The following is a 21,747-nucleotide window of genomic DNA, read 5'->3' as shown; positions in this document are numbered from 1 at the left end:
CCGATTGTCGAGGCGCCGGCGACGTATGCGTGATAGACGCGCGCCGGCGCGAGGGCCGATGGTCGTACGCAACGCATTGCCGTCTTGCCCGGCAGAATGCGCGAGCACGGGCGGCGATGCGCGGCGGATCCTATTGGCTTTGTGCCGAACGCCGCGTGTAGTTGCGGATCGACGCGCACAGCTCGATCACGCGCACCCGGGCCCGCGGTTCGGTGTGCGCGCTCCATACGAGCGCGATGCCCGTCATGCCGAGCCACACCGCGATGCTCGGCCAGGTGAGCGGAGCGAACACGAGTGTCCCGACATAGGCTGCCGCGACGATCAGCGCAGGCGGGACCAGCATGCGTATCGGCCGCGCATCGAGGCGCGCGGCATAAAACAGCAGCAGCCCGTCCACGAGGCTGCGCACGCTCCAGGCGAGCGCCGCGCCGAGCACGCCGAAGTGCTGCAGCATCCACCACAGCAAGGCGAGGAACGGCAGTATTTCGTAGGTCTGCAGACGCGCGACGATGCCGGGTTTGCCCGTTGCCTGCAGATGAGTGGCAACGATCATTGTGAGCGAATTGATCCAGATGCCGACCAGAATCGCCTCTCCGACCGAAGTGGCGCGCGACGCGAATTCCCGGCCGAGCCACAGCGAGAGAAACGGGTGCATGAAAAAGATGCCGAACACGATCATCGGCGTGAGGACGGCGGCGAGGCCGCGTATTGCGCCGAACGAGAGTGTTGCAGCGCTTGCGGCGTCGAGTGACGACAGACGGGGAAATAGCGTGCGGATAACGACAAACGGAAAGAGCCGCACGCGCTGCGCGAGATTGAACGGCACCTGGTAGTAGGTGACCGCCTGCGGTCCGAGCGCGTGGCCGATCAGAAGGCGGTCGGCCGTTTCCAGCACGGGCGTGGCGAGGCGCGTCAGACTGATCCATGCGCCGTACGAAAACAGCGGGCGGACCAGATCACGGCGCGGGCCGTTCGCAAGCGACAGCGGAAATACCCGCCAGACCACGATTGCCGTCAGCACCAGCGCTACGATGCCGGCGCCGAGCGTACCGAACACCAGATAGCGCAGGTTGGGCCCGAACAGGAACGCCATGCCGAGCGGCGCGAGCTGATACAGGATGGCGACCGCGAGCTGTAGCGCGTTGAGCGCGCCGAAGCGCTCGCGTCCGACGAGCGCGCCGTTGAACACGCTGATCAGATTCGAGAGCGCCACGAGGCAGCCAACGTAGGGCAGCGCGGGCAGCAGCTCCGCCGAGAGCGACTCGCCGATGTCGAAGAACGCGAGCAGCGTGTGCATGAGCGCAAACAGCACGACGCCGCCGGCAATACCCAATCCGGCGTTGAGGATCAGCGCGGTCCATACGACGGCCTGGCGCTCGCTGTGCGGTGCGTCGTCGAGTTGCGCGATGCGGTTGGCCGTCGCCTGAGACAACCCCAGGTCGAGAAAGCCGAAATAACCCTGCACCATCCAGACGATCGCGAGCACGCCGTAACGCGCGGTGCCGATATGGTGCAGATAGATTGGCGTGGTTGCGAGCGTGACCAGGATCGGCAGGATGCTGCCGACGAGGTTGATGGTGGCGCTGCGTTTGAGACTCGGTTTGGTGCTCATGGAATGGTCCGGTATGCCGTCCTGGCATTCTGGCCGAGGCGCGCAGCGCAGTTTGTTCGTCGGCGCACGCCGCATTCAATGTCGAAGCTTGCGTGCGGTAGGCAGCAGTGGCGCATGCGCCGCATCGATACGATCCCTGCATAGAAAATCGCATCGCCCGCGCATGGCGCGCCTGCTGTATCGCGCGTCCCGCGCCGGAGTGTTGCATTGACGGTTTGGGGGTAGTTTAAGTGGCAATCTGGTCGGATTCCGCAAATAACTGCGAAGAAGATTGACGCTTGGGCGGACGGGAAGATGATGAAAACGATCGCATCGAAAACGATAGCGTTCAATGGCAAGTTTTTCGGTTCAGCGCCGACCGGTGTGCTCCGGGTTGCCGAGCAGCTTGTCGCGGCGACCGATGCGCTGATCGCGGGGCAAGCCGCCGATGGCGTCGACTATGCCGTTGTGGTCAGAGACAGCGCCAAGGTGCCGCCTTATCGAAACATTTCGTGTGTCCGCGAGGATCCGTGGGTTCGGAAGATTCACAGGACTGCGTGGGAGCAGCTGTATCTGCCGATGGCCCGCAGAAAAGATTTCATTCTCAACCTCTGCAATCTCGGGCCGCTGTTCCACCGCGACTGCGCGACGATGATTCACGACGCGCAGGTGTATTCCGCGCCCGAATCGTATTCGTTGCCATTCCGGCTGCGGTATAAGTTCCTGTTCTTTTTTATCGGCAAGCGGCACAAGGTCATCCTGACCGTGTCGGAATTCTCGAAGAGCGAACTCGTGCGCTACGGCATTGCGAGTGCCGACAAGATCGTGGTCGTGCACAACGGTTGCGACCATGTCTTGCAGATCCGGCCCGACGAAGGGCAGCTCGCGGTATTGAATCTCGAACCGCGGCGTTATGTGCTTGCGCTTGCGAATACGCAGAAGCACAAGAATATCGGCGTGCTGCTCAAGGCCTTCGCCCATGCGGAAATGAGCGATGTCGAGCTGGTGCTGTTCGGCGGCGCGACGCGGGCCGATTTCGAAAATCTCGGGCACGTCGTGCCGCCGAACGTCCGGTTCGCGGGCCGCATTACCGATCCTGAACTCGTCGGGCTGATGCGCAATGCGGGCGCGCTCGCGTTTCCTTCGCTAACAGAAGGGTTCGGTTTGCCGCCGCTCGAGGCCATGGCGCTCGGCTGTCCGGTGGTCGCGGCACCGTATGGCGCGCTTCCGGAAGTGTGCGGCACGGCGGCGCTGTATGCGGACCCGTTCAGTCCGCAGGCGTGGAGCGTGAATATTCTGGCGGCGCTCGATGACGAAGCGGTGCGCCAATCGCTGATCTCGGCGGGACGCGAACGGGCCGGCAACTTTACCTGGAAGCAGGCGGCGCGCCATCTGTTCGACGCCGTAAGCGCCGTGTCGCGCTGATTCGCGCTGATTCCCTGAACAAAGAGACTGAGGGTGAACCATGTCTATCGATGTCGATTTCTCGCTGGCGCTCAACGATCGGACCGGCAAGCTGTTTCTGGGGAAAGATATTATTTCGACGCTCGGCACGAGGGTGACGCGCGTTCGCTATGGACGATTTCACGAGTTTCCGCAAACCGATTTCATGCGCCGCGTGGCGGGCCGTCTGACGCTCAAGGAAACCGTCGCGCGCGTATTCAGACCGCGGCTGTCGTCTTTGCTGCCCGTCATCCGCGATCCTCGCCCCACGCTGCATCTCGATCCGCTTAGCGTCGTGCGTCATCGCCTCGAGGCACGCGATATCGTGCTGTGTCACGACGTCGGTCCGATCACGCATCCCCAATATTTTGCGCCGGGCGTGCACGAGTTCTATGTGCTCGCCTACGATCAGATTCGACGCATCAAGCCGCACATGGTGTTTGTCAGCAAGACGACCCAGCAGGAGTTTCACCGCCTGTACGGCGAAGACTACGCATCGTCGAGCGTGATCTATAACCCGACGCGCCTCGGGGTGAAGGAAGGAGAGGGACGTGCCGTGGATGGCGTTTCCTCCCGTTTTCTGCTGACCGTGGGAAGTGTCGGCGACCGGAAGAATCAGGCTCGTTGCATCGAGGCGTTCGCGGCAAGCGGGCTTGCGCAAGAGGGCTGGCAGTACGTCATCGTCGGGCAGTGCGAGCCCGGTGCCGAGGCCGCGATCGAACTCGCAAAGCAGAGCGCCGGTGTGATCATGCCAGGCTATACGAGCGACGATCAGCTTCGCTGGCTCTACCGCAATGCATCGGGCTTTGTGCTGATGAGTCTGCTGGAAGGATTCGGCATGCCGGTGATCGAGGCGATCGAGTATGACTTGCCGTGCCTCGTCTCGAGGTCGAGCATCCTGACGGAAATCGGCGGCGAAGCAATGATCGATGCCGATCCGCTCGATAAGGAATCGATCGCGGCCGGCATGAGGTCGCTGGCGTGCCTGCCTGACGACGAGCGGTCACGCCGGATGGCTCAGGCTCGCACGCATCTCGCCAATTTCGCGCGCGAACCGATTCTCGAGAGCTGGCGGCATCTCGTCGAGCGGATTGGCTGAGCCTTGCAAGAGGCCCAGTCGACAATCGACGCAACGCTATGAAGGGAGGTCCTGCACGACCTGCGTCAATTTTCCCGAATTGATTTCGTAGAAGAAGCCGTAGAGCTTGACGTTTTTCGGCACAGCAGGACTCGCGCGAAGCAAGTCGACGTCGTGCCTGATCGATTCCTCGAAATCGGAGATCGCGAGACTATCGTGATCGAACATCGCCGAGATGTCGGTATGGTGATGATCGTGGAACTCGTCGACGAGCGCGTCCGGCGTGAACGCCGTCGCGCCGCAGAACGAATGATGAACCACCACGACGTTCTGAACCTTGAAGAGATAATCCATGGTCGCGACCGATTGCAAAGCCGACAGAGCGCGGCCGCCCGCGTTCGACACGGCAAACAGCGTCCGCGTGTTACCGATCCGGTTACCGGCCTCGTCGAGAATGTTTTCGCCCGGATAGACCTCATCCCCGAAATAATCGGCAACGGCCTGTGGTATCTCGGAGGCCCGCGGATCGAAGCAGTGGATCACGATGGTTTTCATCGGGATGAACTGGCTGAATCCCTTGAAGTCCGACCGATCGAACCACGCCGGGTCAAACCAGGGTTGTGTCCTGAATTCGAATTCGCTGTATTTCGCCATTGCCTTGCTCCAGAGTGGTCGATGCCTGACCGATACGCATGCAGCTGTCGAAGGCTGCGCTCGCCACCAAGTATAGATTTGCGCAATGCTGGCAGAAATGACATTGCGCCCTCGATTTCTGCCAAAGCGCTGTCGCTCGAGATCGGCGTTCGCAAGCGCGCATCCGCATCGCCGCACATTGGCAGAAAAAGAGGTGTGGTTGTCATTGCTGCCGCCTCTGAAATGCCTATAAGCTTTGTCAGGGACGCACCGCCAGTTGCTCCAGTGTTCGGGTCATCGTGCGTGCCGGCGGACGTCGAAGCTCGCCGGCGGGGCCCGTGATCGGCACGACCCGCGGCATCTCGATACGTCAGATCAATGTCTGGAATCCACAATTCGGACGGGCAGGGGCCTCGCAAGGTTGTCATCGTCGCTTATGATGGTGCCAAACTCATGGACATATCGGGCCCGCTGCAGGCATTCAGCGATGCCTGCTTTCCCGATGGCCGCCCGGCTTATCGGGTGGTGCTCGCTTCCGAGTCAGGCGGCTCTGTCTGCACCGATACGCGTGTGAGGCTGGAAACCGTCCGCCTCGACGACACGGCGATCGACTCTGTCGACACGCTGCTCATTGCGGGCGGCGACCTGATCATGCCCGCCGCCGCGACTGCATCGCTTCGAACAAGGCTCGCGGACTATCTCGACCGGCCGCGTCGGCTCGGCTCCGTCTGCACGGGCGCATTCGTGCTGGCCCAGCTCGGTGTTCTCGATCGCCGCGATGCGACGACGCACTGGGCTGCGTGCAGCCGGCTCGAGAACCAGCATCCGACCATTAACGTCAAGCCCGACGCGATTTTTGTCACCTCCGACCATATCTGGACATCGGCCGGCGTCTCCGCCGGGATCGACATGGCGCTGGCGATGATCGAGGACGATCTGGGCCATCTGGCCGCGCTCGATGTGGCGCGCGGCATGGTGCTCTTTCTCAAGCGACCGGGCGGGCAATCGCAGTTCAGCATTGAACTGCGTCAGCAGATGCGCGATGCGCGCGGCCGGTTCGACGATCTTCATGACTGGATTCGAACCCGCCTGGAAGGGGACCTGTCCATTCCTGCGTTGGCGGACGCAGCACGCATGAGCCCGCGCAACTTTGCGCGTGTCTATCTTCGCGAAACGGGCGAAAGTCCGGCGCGGGCCGTCGAGAGGCTTCGTATCGAAGCGGCCAGGCGGTTGCTTGAATCCGCGCACGACCCGATTCAGGTCATCGCGCGTCGGACCGGTTTTGGCGATGACGAACGCATGCGCCGCGCATTCGCAAAAGCCTATGGCGTGTCGCCCCAGGACTATCGCCGACGCTTCGGGCGGCCGAAGGCTTGACGCGCAATTCGCCATGAACGCCGTCGCGCCGGCGGGGGATGCATGTCCTCGAACGAGGGGTGTTTGTCATTGCTGACAAAGACAGGATGAACTATTTTTTCGAATCAGACATTCGAGGAAAGTTTATGAAAGTTCCTGTCACCATCGCAGGCATGACTGCGCCGGACTCCGAGCTTGCGCGCCAGGCGGCGGCGCTCGTCGAGCGGGCCCATTCGAAGCCGTTTCTCAATCATGTTCACCGAACATGGTGGTTCGCCGAGTTCATCGGTAACAGGCGGCAAATGAAGTACGATCGCGAGCTCGTGTATCTCGCGTCGTTGCTTCACGATCTGGGCCTATCGGACCATCACGCTGCGCACAAGCGCTTCGAAGTGGATGGTGCCGACGCTGCGAGCAGGTTCCTGCATGCGCACGACTATCCGGCGACGAAGGTCGATATCGTCTGGGATGCCATTGCGCTTCACTCGTCCGCCGATATTGCCGATCGCAGGGAGCCGGAAATCGCGCTCGTGCACATCGGCGCCCACGTCGACGTGTTGGGACTCAGGATGGACGAGATCTCGCCCGAACTGATCGACGACACGCTTGCGCTCTATCCGCGGCTCGGTTTCAAGAAGGCGTTTGCGGAGGCGTTGGCCGAGGTCGCGAGGCGCAAGCCGCACACCGCGATCGGAACGGGGCTGGCGGATATCGGACGTCGCCTCGTGCCCGGTCTCGAGATTCCCAACGTCTGCGACCTGCTGCTCGAAGCGCCGTTCGAAAGCTGAGCGTGGCAACGGGGATCCGCAATCACGGATGTTTGGCAGCAAAGCTCGGTTCGAGAAAGCCGACAACCTCGGCATTCGTGATCGGTCTCAGATGCAAACCGAACGCGGCGTTCAACGAAGCGACGAGATGTTGCGCCCACAACGTGTTCCACACGACGCCCGCATGGCCATCGGAGAGCACGGCGTTGTGCGGATCGTCGCCCGACGAATTGGTGATCGCCCAACCGGGCTGCAGATGCACGGTCTTGTAAAGCGGACGGCCTTGCTCGTCGCGCGATCCCCACACGCTTCTGAACCACGCGCGATCGTCGAGGAAGTAGACATCGCGATGGGTCGCGGCAATTTTGCGCAAGCCGTTGTCGAACACATCCATGCCGGCATCGATATTGGCGATTGCCTGCGCCGATTGCCAATGGTCGAACTCGACCGCCCAGTCGGCATTGCTGAGCACGCCGACCAGTACGACACGGGTCTGCGGGTGCCGCTTGTGGATCAACGCGACTGTCTCGCCGATCGCATCGACACACCCGTTGATCAACGACATCGGATGCGATGCGCCCGGATCGTGCGACAGCTCGTCGAGCACGCCATGCCCGCCGACATCGTTGATACCGATGCGGATCAGCACGATGCCGCCTTTCCACGCCTGCGGTTCCCGGTCCATCAAATCGACAAGATTGACGGCCTGATGCTGCGGGGATCCGAGCAATTGATTGCACCACGCGCCGCTTGCGGCGAAATCGTAGCGATAGTCGTCTTTCGCGGGCGTGCGTGCGATGACGCCGAAAACCCTGTCGAAGCGCGCGCGATACTTGCCGGTTCCCCATGCGCCCCATTCGCCGAGATCGATCTGGTCGCCGCGCAGCCGGGCGAGGACCTCGGTCCACTGCCAGGTGGTGGCGCGCCACGCGCCGCCGCGCAGGCCCGGATTGCCGAGCATCTGCGTGTCGTGATACGACTGGCTGTCGGAATCGCCGAGCACGGCCAACCGGATCCGCGCCGACGGCGGCGCCGACCCGGCAGCGACGGCGTCGGCTGCGGCAAACGGTCGGCCAAGCCAGTCAGGCATGGCCGCGCCGACGAACATCAGGCCGGCTGCCGTCAGAAGACCGCCAAGCCCGACCAGCAACACGATACGCAAACGGGACATCATCGAGCCACCTTATCCAGTCCATCTCCGATCTAAGCCTCGGCACGGCTCGTGACCGCTGCGGCGGCGTTCTCTTCGCCAAAGCGGGCCGCCGCGCGCTTTCCTTCGATGGCGGCGAGGCGCTCACGCAGTTGCTTGCCAATGATCGCTGCGCCGTTGGCGCGGAACATCTGGTCATGCATGCCCGGAATCTCGGTGACGACGAGCTTGCCCGTCACGACCTGATGCCATCCGAGGTCGTGGGCGAACAGGCGCCCCTTGAGCGCCTGACCGCTGCGGAAAATCTGCACATCGCCGTCATACGGCGCCGCGCGGTACCGCACCTGTTGCATGCGCAGATGGCCGATATACCAGAGGTTTTCGGCAAGCTCGTTGTTCGGCCCATCGTTTTTGAACAGACCGAGCTTGTGACCGAGCTCGATCAGATGGAACCAGCGAACCGTACGGAACTGCTTGAGGAAAACCACCATCGAGGTCTCGCGCCGCCGGGCCGCGCGGAAGTCGCGCGGAATATCGTAGGCGCGCACGCGCAGCTTGCGCAGCAAACGGTCGTACCACGGCATCGTCTCGCGGTATCCGGGGCACCACGAATCGTTGAGGATCACGAGTTCGACGGTTTCGCCGTCGCGCCGCAGCTGATGGGCCGCTTCGATCGCCAGTGCGCCGAGCACGCAGTGGCCCATCAGGATATACGGGCCCGTCGGCCGCGCCAGCCTGATGAGCCGCACGGCGTCCGCGGCGATATCTTCGTAGGCGCGCGGCGGAAATTCACGCGGCGGACCTTCCGGCACCATCGGAATATCGATAACCGGCCGCTCGTCGCCGATTTGCCGCGCCAGTTCGTAGAACACGGCCGTGTTGTTGAGCGCGATGATCGGCGTGCCCGGCGCATGCTCGTTGAACTTCACGATATTGCGCGCCTTCGCCTCGAGCTGGGCCTGACTCAGAAAGCCGCTCGGGCCGACGCCGCCCGCGAACGTTGCGGCGGTTTTGCCGGGCGTGCGTGCCTGCGGATGTGCCGTTACGATCTCGACGGTTTCCAGCATCTCGCGCCACTTTTCCAGATGCCGGTCGATCGTGCCGATGTCGTAGAGGTCCGTATCGCCTTCACAAGAGATGCGCCAGCCGTCCGGGCGCCGCACCATGAAGAAGTTCAGATCGTAGAGCGCGCCCGCGTTGAAAGACGGCGAAGTCGTTGCGGCGAACCCGTCGCGGCGCACTTCGTCGCCTACGCCGACGAAGCTTTGCTGCAGGGCGAAATTGACCGAACACAATGGCGGCCGGTTGACGTCGGCCACCTCGCCCGCCATCTCCATCATCTCTTCGAACGGCACGTGCAGATGCTCGATCGCATCGCTGAGCTTGGCGCCGCATTGCGCGATGACGGAGGCAATCGTGCTGCCTTCGAGAATGTCGAGACGCAGGATCACCGTGTTGATGAGCGGACCGACCACGCCCTCGAGTTCCTGCTGGTCGCGCAACGACATCTGCGTGCCGATCGCCACGTTGGCGGCTTTGCTCTGGCCGGCCGCCGCTCGCAGCGCCATGGCGAGGCCCGCGGCCGCCACGCTGAAGAGCGTCACGCCCTGGGCCTTGGCGGCTGCAATCAGGCGCTCGCTCAACGCGTTGGGCAACAGGATCGAGCGGATCGCGCCCTGGAAGCGCCGCTCCTGCGCGCGGGGACGATCGCCTGGCACATCGAAGCGCGTAAAGCCCCGAAGCTCGTCGCGCCAGTGAGCGCGCGCGCGATCGAGCGCGCCGCTGCCGAGAAACTCCTGCTTCCACAGCGCATAGTCGCCGTGGTGCAGTTCGACGTCGGGATAATCGGGATCGTGGCCCGCATGCAACGCGGCCAGTCCTTCGACGAGTTCGCGCGTGACGATCGCAAAAGACCAGCCGTCCATCACGAGCGAATGGAAGGTCAGTTGCAGTTCGCCCTGCGTGCCCGACCTCGGCAGCCACACGGCCCGGAAAAACGACGACGACGACAGGTCGAACGGCGTGCGCGCCTGCTGCCCGCCGACGCGCTCGGCCTCGGCGAGCGCGGCCTTGTCGTCGAGACCGGTCAGGTCGACCACCTCGAGCCGGAAGGCGGCGCGGCTCCAGACCTGCTGACGCAAGCCCGCGCCCGTCATCAGAAAGCCGGTGCGCAGGATCTCGTGGCGGGCGACGAGTTCGCCGAGCACATGTTCGATGCTGGCGGCGTCGAGCGGCCCCGACAATTGCAGGCGCAGCGCGATGTTCAGCGCGGTGGCCTTCGGCGAAGCCTTCTGCTCATGCCAGAAGCGGATCTGGCAGGCGGTCGCCGGGAACAGCGCATAACCGGCTTCGACTGCCTGATCGACTGCCTGATCGACTGCATGAGCCGGGGCGATATCCAACGCTATCGAGTTCATCGCTCACAGTCCTCCTGCATTCCTGCGCTTGAAGTTGAGGATCGAGGGCCGTGCCACGGCCGGGACTTCGATCAGCGTCTGCGCCTGCGTGCCGTCGAGGCTCGCCGCCAGTTCGGCGATCGTCACGTTCTTCATCAGCTGACGCGCATCGACGCCGAGGCCGCGCTCGTTCATCCGCGCGACGATGCGAAACAGCTGCAGACTGTCTGCACCGAGGCTGAAGAACTGCTGGTCGGTGCCGACGTGCTGCAGGCCGAGCACGTCGCCCCAGATCGCCGCGAGCGTGGCCTCGGTAGGCGTCATGGCAGCAGGCTCGATCGGCGCGGCCGCGCGTTCGGCGGGCACGGTGATTTGCGCAACCGCCTTGAGCGCGGCTTGCGGCTGGCGCACGGGGGCGGCCACCATGTCCGCGGTCGGCACGGGCAGCGCCTTGCGGTCGAGCTTGCCGTTGCCGGTCTGCGGCAGCGCGTCGAGCGTCATCCACAGCGTGGGCACCATGTAGGCCGGCAACTGCGCGGCAACGTGGGCCGCGACCGCGCCCTGGTCGGTCTTGCCCGCGACGGCCTCGACGATGTAGCCCACGAGGCGAGGACTGCCGCTCACGGTATGCAGTGCGACGGCGGCTGCGGCCACGCTCGGCGCTTTGCGCAATGCCGCTTCGATATCCTCGATCTCGATGCGAAAGCCACGCAGTTTGATTTGCTGGTCGCGCCGGCCGAGATGTTGCAGCGAACCGTCGGCAAGCCGCCTCGCGAGGTCGCCCGTACGATAGAGGCGGCACGGCGCGGCGCCCTCGATCGCCACCGATCGGAACGCGGCATCGGTGAGATCAGGGCGATTGAAATAGCCGTTGGCGAGGCCTTCGCCGCCGATCCACAGTTCGCCGCTCACGCCTTGCGGCGCGAGACGCAGGTCGTCGGTCAGCACATGCAGTTGCGTGTTGGCGAGCGGCGCGCCGATCACCACCGGGCCGTTCGCTTCGACGCGCGAGGCGGAAGACCAGATCGTCGTCTCGGTCGGGCCATAGAGGTTCCACACCTGGGCGCCTGTCGCAAGCAGCGCGTCTGCGAGATCGCGCGGCAGCGCTTCGCCGCCGCACAGAATCTTGAAGCCGCGCGGCGCCTGGAAGCCGGCCTCGAGCAGCATGCGCCACAGCGACGGCGTCGCTTGCAGAACGGTGGCGGACTGCTCCTTCAGGCGCGTCACGAGCTCATAGCCGGTGCGCACTTCCGTGTGGCCTGCGATAAAGGTCTGCCCGCCGACGACAAGCGGCAGGAACAGCTCGAGACCGGAAATATCGAACGAGAACGTCGTGACCGCGACGATGCGATCGCTGGCCGTGAAGCCCGGCGTCTGCGCCATCGACAGCAGGAAGTTGCTCAATGCGCGGTGCGGAATTTCCACGCCCTTCGGTTGGCCTGTCGAGCCCGAGGTGAAGATCACATAGGCCGGATCGGCGTCCGGCACGACCGGCAGCCGCACGGGCTCGTGGTCGCCTTGCGCAAGCAGCAATTCGACCTCCAGCACGCGATGCGCGCCCGCTTCGAGCACATTCCGGCTTGCAGCGTCGCTGACGATCGCGGCGATGCCGGCGCCGTCGAGAATCTGGCGCAGACGCGCGGGCGGCATCGTCATGTCGAGCGGCACATAGGCGCAGCCCGCTCGCCACACGCCGATCATCGCGGCCACCGTCATCACCGTGCGGTCCATCGCGACGGCGATGCGCCCATGCGGCGCGATGCCCGCCGCCACGAGCCGACGCGCGATGCGGTTCGCGTATTCGTCGAGTTCGCCATAAGTGAGGCGCACCGTTTCATCCGATACGGCCATCGCATTGGGCGTTTGGCGCGCCTGCGAGGCGATCATCGCGGGCGTGGTCCGCGACAGATCGTAGGCGCGTTCGGACGCGTTCAGTTCGTCGCGAAGGTGACGGATCTCGTCTTCGTTCAGCAGCGGCAGCGCGGCCACGGTCGCTTCGGGATTCCGCGCGATCGCGCCGAGCAAGGTTTCATAGTGGCCGAGCCAACGCTGGATCGTCGTTTCGTCATAGACGTCGGTGTTGAAGTCGCAATCGAGACGAAGCCCCTGCGCCGATTCGATCACGTTGAGGAACAGATCGAAGTTGCTGAACGCCTTGGCGTTCGGCGCGAAGCGCGTGGTGACGCCGCCGGCCATCTCGAGCTGTGCGTCGACTTTCTCGAGATTGAACTGCAGGTCGGTCAGCGGCAGCCGGTTCAGATCGCGCTTGATGCCGAGGTCGCGTACGAGCGCGCCATATGTGTAGTTCTGCCGGTCGCCGGCGTCGAACAGATGATCGCGCACCGCCTTCATATGCGCGGCGAACGGCTGGTCGCGGTCGAATCGCACGCGCAGCGGCAGGAAGTTGACGCAGTGCCCGACGAGCAGCGCTTCGCCGGCCTGCGACTGGCCCGCCATCGGCGCGGCGATCACGACATCGTCGTTGCCCGACAGACGCCCGAACAGCACCTGGGCCGCGCCGAACAGCGCGGCGAATAGCGAGCAGCCCTGTTTCGACGCAGCGGTCTTCACCTGCTTCAGAAGATCGGCGCCGATGTGGCGCGTCGTCGATGCGCCGCTGAAGCTCTTGATCTCGGGGCGCGGCCGATCGCCGGGCAAGTCGGCCTGCGGCGCGGGGTCGCGATGCAGATTCAGCCAGAACTCGCGCGTGGCCGCGTCGACGCCGGCCTCGTCCTGCGCTTTGGCGAAGGCAAGGAAGCTTTGCACCTCGTCGAGCTCGGCTTCTTTGCCCGACACCTCGGCCGAATAGAGCGCTTGCAGATCGCGCAGGATGATGTTGATCGACCATCCGTCGCACACGATGTGATGAGCGGTGAAGACGAACGCCCACTTCTGCGCATCGAGACGGATCAGCGCGGCGCGCGCGAGCGGCGCGACCGTGAGATCGAACGGTTCGCGCGCTTCGCCGTCGACGAGGGCCTTGAGTTCCGCGGCCGCGTCGGCGTGGCCCGACAGATCGATATGGACGAGCGGCACGCTCGCCGCCGCATCGGCGAACATCGTGTCGCCGATACGCGAGAAGCGAACGCGCAACGCATCGTGACGCGCCACGGTGGCGGCGAACGCGCGTTCGAACGCGGCTTCGTCCAGATTGCCCATCAATTCGAGCGTGAACGACTCGTTGAACGCGAGCGAGGCTTCGTCGCCGACCTGGGCCGACATCCAGATTTCCTTCTGCGGTTCGGTCAGCGGCGACTGCGTGAGTTGCGGCTGCTGCGGTTGCTGCGGCTGCGGCCGTGCGTGCGGCTGCGCCGGGGCCGGCGCCGCGACAGCGGCGCTTTCATGCGTGCCGCCGAGAATGCCCACGCGCTGCAGTGCGTCGATGCTTGCGACGAAGGCGTCGCCGATTCTACGGATGTCCTCGTCCGAATGGCTCGTCGTCAGGAAGCACGGGAAGCCTTCCATGATGTGGACGCCGAGGTAGCGCATGTACGCGTAGAACAGACTGCCGAGGCGGTCTTCGCCGGCGAAGCTGACATAGAACCAGCTCGAGAACGTTTCGGCCCGCGTGGCGATGCCGACCTTCTCCAGATGCGCATTGATGCGTTGCACGAGGCCGGCCATGCGGCCGCTCAACGATTCCTGCAACGCCGGGCCGGCTTCCTTCAGATGCAGCAGCACGGACTTCATGGCGGCGAGCACGAGCGGATGGCGCACGAACGTGCCGGCAAAGAAAGTCGGCGGTACTTCGGGTACCGAAGCATCGCCGAATTGCCACTGGCCGCCGTCGAGCGCGTCCATATACTGGGCGCTGCCCGCGAGCACGCCGACGGGCAGGCCGCCGCCGACCACCTTGCCGTAGGTCGCCATGTCGCCCTTGATGCCCCAGTAGCCTTGCATGCCGGCCGGGTGGACGCGAAAGCCCGTCACGACCTCGTCGACGATCAGCGCCGACTCATTGGCCGCCGTGACGTCGCGCAGCTGCTGCACGAATTCCTTGGGACGCAGGTTCGGATGTCGCGATTGCACGGGCTCGATCAGCACCGCGGCGATGTCGTCGATGTTGGCCTTGATCCACTCGAGGCTTTCGGGCCGCGCATACGGCAGCACGACCATGTTGCCGACGGAGTGCTGCGGAATGCCCGGGGCGATCGGGAACGCGCGCGGCACACCGGCTTCGCTGCCCGGCTTGACGAGCACTTCGTCGAACTGACCGTGGTAGTCGCCGTCGAAGCAGACTACTTTTTCCTTGCCGGTGACCGTACGTGCAAGGCGCATCGCGGCCATCACGGCTTCGGAACCCGTATTGCAGAAGGTGACGCGCTGATGCCCCGTGATCTCGGCGAACATGCGCGCGACTTCGCCCGCGAGCGGCGATTGCGGGCCGATCGCGAAACCTTCCTGCATCTGCGCGTTGACGGCGTCGACGACGAAATCGGGCGTATGGCCGAACGCGGTTTGTCCGTAGCCGTTGACGAGATCGATGTATTCGTTGCCGTCGACATCCCAGATTTTCGAGCCTTTGGAACGCTGGGCGACGATCGGATAGACGAGTTCCTTCCATTCCTCGCGAAAGCCGCTCGCGGTGCGCGGATCGGCCAGCACGGCGCGATACGACTGCGTGCGGGCCTTGGAGGTCGGCGTTTTTGCCGAGTAGCGCGCGGACAGGTCCTCGATGAACGCCTTTTGTCCGTCCGTCATCTGGGCGGAGCTCGTTGCGCCAGGCTTGTAGGCGGCGAAGCGCGACGGCCGGTTTTCGTCGAATCTGATTTCGGGGCCGGCGGCGCGGCCAGGGGCCGCAGCGGGCGCGGCAGGTGCAGCAGGTGCGGGCAGGGCGGCCGCCGCAGCCGGCGCGGCGGTCGATGCGGGCACGGCGCCCGGCGCGGACGCCCGAATGGCCGCTACGGGCTGCGGGGCGGCCAGCGGCGCGCCTTGCAGCAACTCGAGCTGACGCGACATCAGCGACTGCATCGCGGCAAGCTGGTCGCGAAACACGGACTGGATTTCCCCCGTGGCCGGGACCGAGGCGAACGGCGCGGCCGTCGTTGGGGCGGACGACGCGACCATGGCGGCCGGTGCGGTCGCGACAGGCGCAGCCGCTGCTGCAATGGCGAACGGCGCAGCGGCGGCCGCGGCTTCGGTTGCGGCAGGAGCTGCGGCCACCGCCGGCTGCTCCGGATCGGGCGGCAACGCGCCATCGAGGAACTGCGCGAGCGTCGGCAGCGTCGGATAGTCGCTCATGATCTGCCGGAAGCTGATCGTCACGTCGTAGCGGCGCCGCAGTTGCCGCGAGACTTGCCCCATGAACAGGGAGTCGTAACCGAGATCCCAGAAGGTCACGTCAGGATTGGACGTATCGGGCGCCTCGCCGGACATCTCGGCAAGCAGTGAAGCGAGTTCGGCGATAAGGCGCGGTTTGCGGTCGATTTGAACGGTCTGGGACATGGCGGTCTGGGCGGTCTCGGTGATTGCGTCGGCTGATGCGGGAGCGGCAATCGCCGCTGCGGTCGTTGCCGCGGCGGTCGTTACCGGTTGACGTGAAGAAGCGGTGGCCGGGGCATCGATCCAATGCCGTTCCGGTTCGAATGGATACGTGGGCAGCGAGATGCGGCGCGCGCCTGCGGTCTGGACTGTTTTCCAGTCTGGCGTGACGCCGTTCAGCCACAGCCGCCCGGTCGCCTCGGCAAGCACCGCAAGTTCGCGCTCGCGCGTGGCGAAGTCGGGCAGCGAGGCAATCGCGCCTTGATGGCGGTCTTTGGGCAAGCCCTGCATGACGAACGTCGACAGCGTCCGGCCGGGGCCGATTTCGAGCAGGAGCGGCTTGCTTTCTCCCGTCACCGTGGCCAGTGCGTCGCTGAAGCGCACGACGTTGCGGCAGTGGCTCGCCCAGTAATGTCCTTGCACGGGCTCGTCCATCGATGCCCACTGTCCGGTGACCGACGACACATACGGAATTTTCGGCGGTGCGAAGGCGAGCGTATCGGCGACTTTGGCGAGATCGTCGACGACGCCTGACATCATGCGCGAGTGAAACGCATGCGACGTGTGCAGCCGGCGATGCTCGATGTCGCTCGCCTTGAGCTGTGCCTCGAACGCTTCGATGGCCGCGAACGGACCCGCCACGACGCTCAGCGACGGCGCGTTGATGGCCGCAAGGTCGACGTCGTCGGGCAGCACGGGCACGAGTTCGGCCTCGGGCAGGCGCACGACCAGCATCGCGCCCGGCTCGGCCGATTGCATGAGCGCACCGCGCCGCGCGATCAGATACAGCGCGTCCTCGAACGAGATCGCTTCGGCCACGCAGGCCGCGACGAGCTCGCCGACGCTATGGCCGATCATCGCGGCCGGCTTGATGCCGCGCGAGATCCACAGTTGCGCGAGCGCATATTCGACGAGGAACAGCGCGGGCTGCGCGTAGATCGTCGAACGGATCGGGTGCGGCGTATCGTCGCCTTCGGGCGTCTCGCTGAAGAGCAGGGTCCTGATATCGAGACCGACATGCGCGGCCAATGCTTCGGCACCCTTATCGATCCAGTGGCGATAGACGGGCTCGCTGCGGTAGAGTGCGTCGCCCATGCCCGGATACTGCGCGCCCTGTCCCGGAAACATGAAAACGACCGCAGGGGCGGCCTGCGGCGCCTGCGCTTCGATTGCGCCTTTGCCGAGTCTGGCCTGCGCCTGCTCGACGCTGTCGGCGATCACGACGGCGCGGCGCGGGAAAGCACGGCGGCCCGTTTGCAGTGTCGTGGCCACGTCGGCGAGCGAGAGCCCGGGATGCGTTGCGAGGTGCTGCGCGAGATTGGCCTTCGCGCGTTCGAGCGCGGCCGCGCTGCGTGCCGACAGCGGCAGGATCTGCAGACCCGATTCGGATGCGCGCATGCATGCATCGACAGGGCGGGGTGCTTCCTCGAGCAGCACATGGACGTTGGTGCCGCCGACGCCGAACGAACTGACGCCGGCCCGGCGCGGCGTCGGGCCATCGGCCCACGGACGCGCTGCCGTGTTGAAGAAGAACGGGCTGTTCGCGACATCGATGGCCGGATTCGGCGTGCCGAAATGCAGCAGCGGCGGCAAGACGCGGTCGCGCAGCGCGAGCGACGCCGCGATAAATCCGGTCACGCCGGCGGCCGCGTCGAGATGTCCGACGTTGGCCTTGGCCGAACCGAGCGCGCAGTACTGGCCGCCTTCGACGCCGCCGAGGCGAAACGCCTGCACGAGGCCGGCGAATTCGATCGGGTCGCCAAGCGGCGTCGCGGTGCCGTGGGCCTCGATATAGCCGATCGAGGCCGGATCGATGCCGGCTTCGGCGTGCGCGATCGCAATCGCGCGCGCCTGCGCATCGACGCTCGGTGCAGTGAAGCCGACCTTGTCGGCGCCGTCGTTGTTGATGCCGACACCGCGGATCACCGCATAGATCGAATCTGCGTCGGCGAGCGCGTCCTCGAGACGCTTGAGCAGGACGACGCCGGCGCCGCAGCCGAACACCGTGCCTTGCGCGTTGGCATCGAACGGGCGGCACACGCCGTCGGGCGAGCCCATTCCGCCTTCCTCGTAGAAGTAGCCGCGCTTTTGCGGGAACGTGACCGATACGCCGCCGGCCAGCGCCATGTCGCAACGTCCCGAGCGAAGATTCTCGACGGCCATGCCGATCGCGGTCATCGAGGTCGAGCATGCGGTCTGTACCGAAACGGCGGGCCCCGTGAGGCCGAGCTTGTACGCGGTGCGCGTTGCGACGAAATCGCCGGCGCCGACCAGCTTCTGATACTCGCCGATCTGGAACTGGCTCGTGAATTCGTCGATGACGCCACGATCGGACAGCACATGCTTGAGGAAATACGTGTTCATCGACGTGCCGGCGAACACGCCGACTGCACCGGCGATCGTGGCCGGGTCATAGCCGGCGTCTTCGAATGCTTCCCACGCGATCTCGAGGAACAGGCGCTGTTGCGGATCGGTCAGCGCCGCCTCGCGCGACAGCACGCCGAAAAAGCCCGCATCGAAGCGGTCGACGTCGGCGAGGATCGGCCGCGCCTTCACGTAATGCGCTTCGCGGCGTGAACGTTCGTCGAACGTGTCTTCGAGCTCGGTGACGTCGAAACGCGTGATGCAGTCGCGGCCCGCCAGGATATTGGCCCACAGTCCGGCGACATCGCGTGCGCCGGGAAATCGTCCGGACATGCCGATCACGGCGATCGCGCCGCTGTGTGCGCTGCCGCGCGTATGTCGGCTGCGCTGGAATGTTTCATTGCTGTTCAACTCGAGCGTGGTGCGCAGATGGGCGGCCAGCGCCTCGACATTCGGATGCCGGAACAGATCGACGAGCGCGACGTTCGCCGCCACGTCTCGCACGATGATCGCGTGCGCGCGCATCAGATCGAGCGAGCGCAATCCGAGATCGAAGAAGTTCGAGCGGCGCTCGACGGGGTGGCCGAGCAATCCTTCGAACACGGATGCGAGCCTGCCGGCGAAATCGTGGTCCGCCGCATCGTCGTCCGCCGGTGCCGCTGGTGCGGCGGCAGGCGTATCGAGGCTCGCGAGCAGCGCTTTGCGGTCGACCTTGCCGTTCGGCGTCAGCGGAAACTCCGCGAGGACACGCAGTTCCGCCGGCACCATGTAGTCGGGTACCACAGCCTTGAGATGGGCGCGCAGACCGTCGACGAAGACGGTCGCAGCGTTGGCATCGGCGGCGCCGGCCTTCACGAAGCCCGCGATGGACTTGCCCCGGCGGCCTTCGAATGCGGCCACGGCCGCATCGGCGACGCCGGGCGCCGCACGCAGCGCATGCTCGATCTCGTCGAGTTCGATGCGCTTGCCGGCGATCTTGATCTGACGGTCGTTGCGGCCGAGGAAATCGATGGCGCCGTCGGGGCGCCGCCGGACCAGGTCGCCGGTGCGATAGAGCTTGCCGCCGGGCGCGAACACATCGTCGATGAATTTTTCCGTCGTCAGTTCGCTGCGATTCAGGTAGCCGAGCGCCACGCCGTCGCCGCCCGTGACGAGCTCGCCGATTTCCCCGTCGACCACGGGCGCAAGCTTGTCGTCGACGATGTAGACGCGCGTGCCGGCGATCGCGTCGCCGATCGGAACGGCCTCGCCGTTTGCGAGGGCGTCGCCGTCGCGCGGAATGCGGTAGCAGCAGGTGAAGGTCGTGTTCTCGGTCGGGCCGTAGCCATTCACGATCTGCAGGCCCGGATGCGCCTGCATGACCTTGCGCACGTGCGCAGGCGAGAGCACGTCGCCGCCCGTCAGCACCTCCTTGAGCGGCATGAACGCTTCGAGCCGATAGTCGGCGAGTGCGTTGAAGAGGCCGGCCGTCAGCCACGCGCTCGTGACGTCGAGCCGTGCCATTTCGGTGGCGATCGTATCGAGCGAAGGCTGAACCTCGTTGATGATGGCGGCGCAACCGCCGTTCAGCAGCGGCCCCCAGATTTCGAGCGTGCTTGCGTCGAACGCGAGTGGCGCAAGATTGAGAAAGCGCGTGCCTGCCGACAGCGCGGCGAAGCTCTGGCCGCGCACGAGGCGCAGAATCGCGCGATGCGGCACGATCACGCCCTTGGGCTTGCCGGTCGAGCCCGATGTGTACATGACGTAGGCAGGGTCGTCGGCATTGCACGTCGCGAGCGCAGCGGGAGCGGCTGCCTGCGACGAGGCGACGATATCGGCGAGATCGACCATCGCTGCGTCGAGCTCGCCGATGCTGGCGAGCGCCGCGGCTTCTGCGATGACGAGCTTCGGCGCGCAATCGGCCACGATGAAATCGAGTTGCGCTTTCGGATAGGCCGGATCGAGCGGCACATAGACCGCATCGAGGCGCAGGATCGCAAGAATCAATGCGAGCGTGTCCCGGCTGCGCGGAACCATGATCGCGCAACGATCGCCGCGCGCAAGACCCATTTCGCGCAGGACCGTTGCAATGCGGGCCGAGCGAACGCCGAGTGCGGCATACGTTTCGTCACCGGTCGCGTCGATCACAGCAAGATGATGGCCAGATTCCGCACATACGGCATCGAAGCGCGCTGCGACGCCAGGTCCATGAGCGGTCCAGCCCGGCGTGTCGCCTGGAAATCCATCTCTGTGTGACATTTGCCGCTCTCCAATTATTTCGATGAAAGCCTTGTACCTGGCTACGTCTGGCGATAAGCGCGCAGCGAGCACACACAACGGCGGCGGTCACGGGAGGCAAGCGGCAGGAGCCTTTGCGCGCCCGACCCCCGTGTCTCGAGCGCGAAATCCGCCGCAAGTGAAAGTTAGTCTTCCGCGGCATCGCTATCCGTACGCCGTCGCACGAACGATGCAACAACGCAACAGCCGCGAACGCCCGTGCGCAGGGCGTCTATCCGCGTTGGACGAAGCGCGGCATGGCGGGCTGAAAATGGCCACCGTACCCGGGCGGTTACCCGAAGCTTTCATGTAGCAACGTGGTGAGTGCCGTGGCCGTGAATGCCGCGCGCGGTGGGCCGGTTCGAACGCATCCCGTCGCGTGCGCCGCCGTGCCGACGCGCCGACGCGCCGGCGGTCAATTCATCCTGACAATCGACCAGTCGGTGCAGCGCGCAGCCACCGCTCCCGCGCACGTCGGACTCAAAGAGAGGTCGCCGATGCGCCAATGCGCCGCCTCTTCGGCTTCGCCGCCGACAAAACGCGGGACGGTATCGCCGCGAATAGAGAGATCGAATTCGAAATGATCGGGTGGCAAGGTGAAGCCGGTGCCGAGCGCCTTCAGGCAGGCCTCTTTGCGCGCCCAGCTTTCGAAGAAGACCGCTTGCTGTTGCGCGTCTGGCAATGCGATGAATTCCGCGTGTTCGCGAAAGGAAAAAACTTCGACCGGCACGCACGCCTCGATCGGGCGCACATGCTCGACATCGATGCCGACTTCGAAACCGCTCGAGACGGCAAGCGCGGCCGTATGCTCGCTATGACTGAGGTTGAAGCAGATCGGCCGTCCACGCGGCGCGGATGTGCAGAAAGGTTTGCCATCCGAACCATAGTCGATGGAGACGGCGTGCGGCGGCAACCCGAGATAGCGGCCGAGCAGCCGCCTCAGTTCGGCTCGTCCTGCGACGTAACGGCGGCGATGCCGGTCGAAACGGAACTGGTTGGTGCGCTCGCGCTCCTGCGTCGATAGCGTTTGCCAGTACCGGTCGATATCGTCATCGCCGACATCGAGATGCCACTGCCAGACATGCACTTCGTGTGCGGATGGCGGTGTCAGCAAAGCAGACATGGAAGCCTCGATTGAACTGACGGCGGCCCGATCTCGCGTCGTGAAACGTTGCGTGCGCAACGTGATTCGACGTGGCCGGCGATCAGGCATCTGCGCCAGACCGGCAAGG

Annotated in this window: 10 protein-coding genes; 4 read left to right on the top strand and 6 right to left on the bottom strand. The window is 64.9% G+C overall.

The window, feature by feature from the left end:
• Positions 1-130: 130 nt before the first annotated feature.
• Complete coding sequence (locus BTO02_RS13125; RefSeq protein ID WP_075157400.1) at positions 131-1,612, bottom strand: flippase; 1,482 nt, start codon at positions 1,610-1,612, stop codon at positions 131-133.
• A 294-nt stretch (positions 1,613-1,906) separates the two neighbouring features.
• On the opposite strand from BTO02_RS13125, the gene BTO02_RS13120 reads away from it, so the two are divergent.
• A complete protein-coding gene (locus BTO02_RS13120; RefSeq protein ID WP_232243357.1) occupies positions 1,907-3,016 on the top strand; it encodes a glycosyltransferase family 4 protein in 1,110 nt (369 codons plus the stop codon).
• Positions 3,017-3,056: 40 nt separating this feature from the next.
• Positions 3,057-4,133 carry a glycosyltransferase gene (locus BTO02_RS13115; protein ID WP_075157399.1) on the top strand — a complete coding sequence of 359 codons (1,077 nt, stop codon included), beginning with the start codon at positions 3,057-3,059 and terminating at the stop codon, positions 4,131-4,133.
• A 36-nt stretch (positions 4,134-4,169) separates the two neighbouring features.
• On the opposite strand, the gene BTO02_RS13110 is transcribed toward BTO02_RS13115, so the two are convergent.
• Entirely contained in the window at positions 4,170-4,766 is a 597-nt protein-coding gene (locus tag BTO02_RS13110; protein WP_075157398.1) for a carbonic anhydrase, read from the bottom strand.
• A 357-nt stretch (positions 4,767-5,123) separates the two neighbouring features.
• Between BTO02_RS13110 and BTO02_RS13105 the strand changes: the two genes are divergently transcribed.
• Both BTO02_RS13105 and BTO02_RS13100 read left to right on the top strand, forming a co-directional pair.
• A complete protein-coding gene (locus BTO02_RS13105; RefSeq protein WP_075157397.1) occupies positions 5,124-6,122 on the top strand; it encodes a GlxA family transcriptional regulator in 999 nt (332 codons plus the stop codon).
• A 125-nt stretch (positions 6,123-6,247) separates the two neighbouring features.
• Complete coding sequence (locus BTO02_RS13100; RefSeq protein ID WP_075157396.1) at positions 6,248-6,889, top strand: HD domain-containing protein; 642 nt, start codon at positions 6,248-6,250, stop codon at positions 6,887-6,889.
• Positions 6,890-6,911: 22 nt separating this feature from the next.
• Here the strand turns inward: BTO02_RS13100 and BTO02_RS13095 are convergent, their stop codons facing one another.
• From BTO02_RS13095 to BTO02_RS13080, 4 genes are all read right to left on the bottom strand, one after another.
• On the bottom strand, positions 6,912-8,042 hold the full coding sequence (locus tag BTO02_RS13095) for an SGNH/GDSL hydrolase family protein (protein WP_232243355.1): 1,131 nt from the start codon (positions 8,040-8,042) through the stop codon (positions 6,912-6,914).
• 29 nt (positions 8,043-8,071) lie between these two features.
• The gene (locus tag BTO02_RS13090; protein WP_075157395.1) at positions 8,072-10,435 is read right to left on the bottom strand and encodes a condensation domain-containing protein; all 2,364 of its coding nucleotides are present in this window, start codon (positions 10,433-10,435) and stop codon (positions 8,072-8,074) included.
• A gap of 3 nt (positions 10,436-10,438) precedes the next feature.
• Positions 10,439-20,497, bottom strand: a complete 10,059-nt coding sequence (locus BTO02_RS13085; RefSeq protein ID WP_075157394.1) for a hybrid non-ribosomal peptide synthetase/type I polyketide synthase — start codon at positions 20,495-20,497, stop codon at positions 10,439-10,441.
• A 433-nt stretch (positions 20,498-20,930) separates the two neighbouring features.
• Complete coding sequence (locus BTO02_RS13080) at positions 20,931-21,638, bottom strand: 4'-phosphopantetheinyl transferase family protein (protein WP_075157393.1); 708 nt, start codon at positions 21,636-21,638, stop codon at positions 20,931-20,933.
• Positions 21,639-21,747: the final 109 nt, after the last annotated feature.

The organism is Paraburkholderia sp. SOS3 (assembly GCF_001922345.1).
Taxonomy (GTDB): domain Bacteria; phylum Pseudomonadota; class Gammaproteobacteria; order Burkholderiales; family Burkholderiaceae; genus Paraburkholderia.
Note: the sequence above shows the minus strand (reverse complement) of the source record. Positions and strands in the feature narration are given on the sequence as shown.

What these genes read in the sequence shown, in the direction of transcription:
- BTO02_RS13120 (WP_232243357.1), top strand. Translation starts at nt 1,907, where the DNA reads ATGATGAAAACGATCGCATCGAAAACGATAGCGTTCAATGGCAAGTTT.
- BTO02_RS13105 (WP_075157397.1), top strand. Translation starts at nt 5,124, where the DNA reads ATGTCTGGAATCCACAATTCGGACGGGCAGGGGCCTCGCAAGGTTGTC.
- BTO02_RS13085 (WP_075157394.1), bottom strand. Translation starts at nt 20,497, where the DNA reads ATGTCACACAGAGATGGATTTCCAGGCGACACGCCGGGCTGGACCGCT.
- BTO02_RS13095 (WP_232243355.1), bottom strand. Translation starts at nt 8,042, where the DNA reads ATGATGTCCCGTTTGCGTATCGTGTTGCTGGTCGGGCTTGGCGGTCTT.
- BTO02_RS13110 (WP_075157398.1), bottom strand. Translation starts at nt 4,766, where the DNA reads ATGGCGAAATACAGCGAATTCGAATTCAGGACACAACCCTGGTTTGAC.
- BTO02_RS13100 (WP_075157396.1), top strand. Translation starts at nt 6,248, where the DNA reads ATGAAAGTTCCTGTCACCATCGCAGGCATGACTGCGCCGGACTCCGAG.
- BTO02_RS13090 (WP_075157395.1), bottom strand. Translation starts at nt 10,435, where the DNA reads ATGAACTCGATAGCGTTGGATATCGCCCCGGCTCATGCAGTCGATCAG.
- BTO02_RS13125 (WP_075157400.1), bottom strand. Translation starts at nt 1,612, where the DNA reads ATGAGCACCAAACCGAGTCTCAAACGCAGCGCCACCATCAACCTCGTC.
- BTO02_RS13115 (WP_075157399.1), top strand. Translation starts at nt 3,057, where the DNA reads ATGTCTATCGATGTCGATTTCTCGCTGGCGCTCAACGATCGGACCGGC.
- BTO02_RS13080 (WP_075157393.1), bottom strand. Translation starts at nt 21,638, where the DNA reads ATGTCTGCTTTGCTGACACCGCCATCCGCACACGAAGTGCATGTCTGG.